Annotated in this window: 4 protein-coding genes and 1 pseudogene; 4 read left to right on the top strand and 1 reads right to left on the bottom strand. The window is 74.5% G+C overall.

All coding sequences use genetic code 11. The annotated features are described in order from the left end of the window. Positions 1-269: 269 nt before the first annotated feature. Together HUW36_RS28115 and pip are read left to right on the top strand one after the other, a co-directional pair. Entirely contained in the window at positions 270-644 is a 375-nt protein-coding gene (locus HUW36_RS28115; RefSeq protein WP_174530891.1) for a hypothetical protein, read from the top strand. A 42-nt stretch (positions 645-686) separates the two neighbouring features. Then, positions 687-1,643: a prolyl aminopeptidase gene (gene pip / locus HUW36_RS28110; RefSeq protein ID WP_174530890.1), complete on the top strand. Its 957-nt coding sequence runs from the start codon at positions 687-689 to the stop codon at positions 1,641-1,643. An 8-nt stretch (positions 1,644-1,651) separates the two neighbouring features. On the opposite strand, the gene HUW36_RS28105 is transcribed toward pip, so the two are convergent. Further along, entirely contained in the window at positions 1,652-2,407 is a 756-nt protein-coding gene (locus tag HUW36_RS28105; RefSeq protein WP_174530889.1) for a hypothetical protein, read from the bottom strand. A gap of 157 nt (positions 2,408-2,564) precedes the next feature. Between HUW36_RS28105 and HUW36_RS28100 the strand changes: the two genes are divergently transcribed. Together HUW36_RS28100 and HUW36_RS28095 are read left to right on the top strand one after the other, a co-directional pair. Then, complete coding sequence (locus tag HUW36_RS28100; RefSeq protein ID WP_174530888.1) at positions 2,565-3,398, top strand: metallophosphoesterase family protein; 834 nt, start codon at positions 2,565-2,567, stop codon at positions 3,396-3,398. Next, positions 3,395-3,632: pseudogene (locus HUW36_RS28095) on the top strand (4'-phosphopantetheinyl transferase); the annotation flags it as partial. The gene HUW36_RS28100 and the pseudogene HUW36_RS28095, both read left to right, overlap by 4 nt.

Here is a 3,632-nt window from a genome sequence, read left to right as displayed (position 1 = left end):
CCGAGCGGGCCGAGACGGACCCGGGCGAGACCGAGCGGCCCACCGCCGAGCCCTTCATCGAGCGGCTGGACGGGCCGAGCTTCGACGCGTTCGCGGTGCGGACGCCGGCGCCGCGTCCGGTGCCGGAGGCGGAGACCACCGGCCCGGGCGCCGGGGTGCGCGCCCCGGCCTGAGCGGACGCGCGGACCTTGCCACCGCCCTTTGCCATATGCAAATATGTGCATCAATTTGCAGGCCAGGGCTCGATCCTTCACGGGGGGTTGGTGGACATGCGTAGAGCGTCCTCGATCGGCGCGGCAGTCATCCTGACCGTCGCCGCGGCTGGTGTCGCGGTGGTCGGCGCGGCCGCACCGGCCAGCGCGAGTTGCAGCCACTCGCACTCCAACGTCGACCCCAAGTTCGGGCAGCTCTTCAACGCCACGAACGTCAACATCCGCACCGGCCCGCACACCACCTGCGGCTCCCTCGGCTACGGCCAGCTGAGCCACAGCGTCGACTTCCACTGCTTCGCCAGCGGCGACCGGGTCAGCGCGAACGGTCACACCACCTACACCTGGACCTACCTGAGGGACACCACCACCGGCGTCTCCGGCTGGGTGGCCGACGCCCTGCTCGACAACCTCGGCGGCAACGTCGCCTGCTGACCGGGCCGCACGGCACGGCCCGGGCGGGCAGAATCTGCGGGCATGACCGGAGTCGGCCTGCACCCGCCCGTCGAGCCGTACGCCGTCCACCGCGTCCCGGTCGGCGACGGCCACGTGCTGCACGTGGAGGAGGTGGGGCGGCCGGACGGCGTACCCGTGGTCTTCCTGCACGGCGGGCCGGGCGGCGGTCTGGTACCGGCGGCGCGACGGTTCTTCGACCCGGCGCGCTACCGGGCGGTCCTGTTCGACCAGCGCGGCGCGGGTCGCAGCACCCCGTTCGGCGGGCTGACGGCCAACACCACCTGGCACCTGGTGGCCGACCTGGAGACGATCCGGCAACGCCTCGGCATCGCCGCCTGGATGGTCTTCGGCGGATCGTGGGGGGCCACCCTCGGGCTGGCCTACGCGCAGACCCACCCGGAACGGGTGACCGGTCTGGTGCTGCGCGGCGTGCTCCTGCTGCGCCGCAGCGAGCGGGAGTGGTTCTACCAGGGCGGCCTGCGTCACCTCCAACCCGAGGAGTGGGACCGGTTCGTCGCCCCGATCCCGCGCGCCGAGCGGGACGACGTGCTGGCCGCCTACCACCGGCGGCTGCACGGCCCGGACGAGGCCGAGGCCCTGGCCTGCGCGCGGGCCTGGGGGCGGTGGGAGGCGGTCAACTCGTCGTTGCGGCCCGACCCGCAGCTGCTCGCCCACCTGACCGCCGACGGGCAGGCGCTGCCGATCGCCCGGATCCTGTCCCACTACGCGTGGCACGCCGGCTTCCTCGCCGAGGGGCAACTGCTCGACGGGGTGGACCGGATCCGCCACCTGCCCGCCGTGATCGTCAACGGCCGGTACGACCTGTGCTGCCCGCCGGTGTCCGCGTACGACCTGGCCCGCCGGTGGCCGGAGGCGGAACTGCGGATCGTGCCGGACGCCGGGCACTCGGCGGCCGAGCCGGGCATCGCCCGGGAGGTGCTGCGCGCCACCGACCGGGTGGCCGACCTCGCCGGCTGAGCCGGCGGTCAGCGGCCCAGCAGGTCGCGGATCGGCTCGCCGATGCCCGGGTCGATCGGGAAGCGGGACTCCAGCCAGTGGAACATCGCCCGGGCGGCGGCGCGGTTGTGCCGGTAGCCGGGCACCAGTTCGGCCAGGGGAAGCACCTCCGGCGGGTACGCCTGCTCGACCCGGCGGCTCGGGTCGAACGGGTCCCGGCGGTGACCGGCCGGCGTGGTGAGACGCAGCAGGGCCAACGCCCGGTCCACCGCGTACGTCTGGATGAACCGCGCCGCGCTGAGCCGTTCGCCGCGCAGTTCGCGGTGCAGGCCGACGTACAGGTTGGTGAGCGCCTCGTTGAGGTGGAACTCGACCGTGTCGTACGCGGTGGGCGCCGCGGCCGGCGCGCCGGCGTCGGCGAGGCCGGGCGGCGCGTCCGGGCGCTGCCAGACCACCCGGGCCCCGGTGAACGCCAGCCGGGCCAGCTCGGCCACGGTGAAGATCGCGTACTCGACGAAGATGCCGTCGGCGTAGCGCGCCTTGCGGCCGTTGCGCTCGTTGGCGAAGCTGTACGCCACCGGACAGGGCGCGCTGAGCCAGTCGACGTCCCGGGTGTACCGGGCCACCGCGCCGTCCGCGACGACCAGGAAGAAGTCGAGGTCGGAGTGGTCGTCGAGCCGGTCGTGGTCGACCCCGGCCGAGCCGAGCCCGAGCAGCGCCACGGCGTCCGGCCGGGTGGCGAGGTGGGTGGCGAGGTCGTCGAGCCGACGCAGCATCGGGTGCATGTCGTCGCCCTTTCCGGAGAGAGTCGACGTTTCGTCCCGTGCGGCCCTGCACGCCGCCGGGGTCGCGACACCGATGCTCCCCATTCTGCGTCGGGCCCCCGACACCGTTCAACCCGGAGCCTGGTCATCGGGCGGCGCCGCTGGCAAGATCGGCCGGGTGACGGGTGCCCTCTACGCGGTCAGTGACCTCCACGTGTCGTACGCGGAGAACCGGGCCGTGGTGGACGGCCTGCGGCCGGAGACGGCGGACGACTGGCTGATCGTGGCCGGCGACGTCGGTGAGGTCTTCGCCGACGTGGAGCGGACGCTGCGGCAGTTGCGCGACCGGTTCGCCACGGTGGTCTGGTCGCCCGGCAACCACGAGCTGTGGACCCACCCCACCGACCCGGTGACGCTGCGCGGGGTGGCGCGCTACGAGGCGCTCGTCGCGATGTGCCGCGACCTCGGCGTGCTCACTCCGGAGGACGACTACCCGGTGTTCCGGGGCGTGGGTGGGCCGGTCACCGTGGCGCCGCTGTTCGTGCTCTACGACTACTCCTTCCGCGCCCCCGGGACCGCCACGAAGGAGGAGTCGCTGGCCGCCGCCTACGCCGCCGGCGTGGTGTGCACCGACGAGATGCTGCTGCACCCCGACCCGTACCCGGACCGGGAGTCCTGGTGCCGGGCCCGGCTGGCGGTGACCGAGCGGCGGCTGGCCGCCACCGACCCGGCGCTGCCGACGGTGCTGGTCAACCACTGGCCACTGGTCCGCCAACCCACCGAGGTGCTCTGGTATCCGGAGTTCGCCCAGTGGTGCGGCACCGACCGCACCGCCGACTGGCACGTCCGGCACCGGGCCGCCGTCGCGGTCTACGGGCACCTGCACATCCCGCGCACCACCCGGTACGACGGGGTGCGCTTCGAGGAGGTCTCGCTCGGCTACCCGCGCGAGTGGGGGCGGCGTGGCGGGGAGCCCCGGCCGATGCGGCGCGTCCTCGGCGACGACGCGTGATCGAGGCGCTGCTGCCGGCCGGGGCCGTGGCGGTGGAGGCGTACGCCGACGTGGCCGGCGAGCCGCCGTTTCCCCGCGAGGAGGACCTGGTCGCCCGCGCGGTGGACGGCCGCCGCCGGGAGTTCGTCACCGCCCGCCGCTGCGCGCGCGAGGCGCTGGCCCGGCTCGGGTACGCCCCGGCGCCGATCCGCCCCGGTCCACGGCGGGAGCCGCTCTGGCCGGTAGTCCTCGTCG

It is taken from the genome of Micromonospora maritima, from assembly GCF_902825405.1.
GTDB classification, from domain to species: Bacteria; Actinomycetota; Actinomycetes; order Mycobacteriales; family Micromonosporaceae; genus Micromonospora; species Micromonospora maritima.
The sequence above is the reverse complement of the archived record's forward strand: the minus strand, read 5'-3'. Positions and strand labels throughout refer to the sequence as shown.

What these genes read in the sequence shown, in the direction of transcription:
- HUW36_RS28115 (WP_174530891.1), top strand. Translation starts at nt 270, where the DNA reads ATGCGTAGAGCGTCCTCGATCGGCGCGGCAGTCATCCTGACCGTCGCC.
- pip (WP_174530890.1), top strand. Translation starts at nt 687, where the DNA reads ATGACCGGAGTCGGCCTGCACCCGCCCGTCGAGCCGTACGCCGTCCAC.
- HUW36_RS28105 (WP_174530889.1), bottom strand. Translation starts at nt 2,407, where the DNA reads ATGCACCCGATGCTGCGTCGGCTCGACGACCTCGCCACCCACCTCGCC.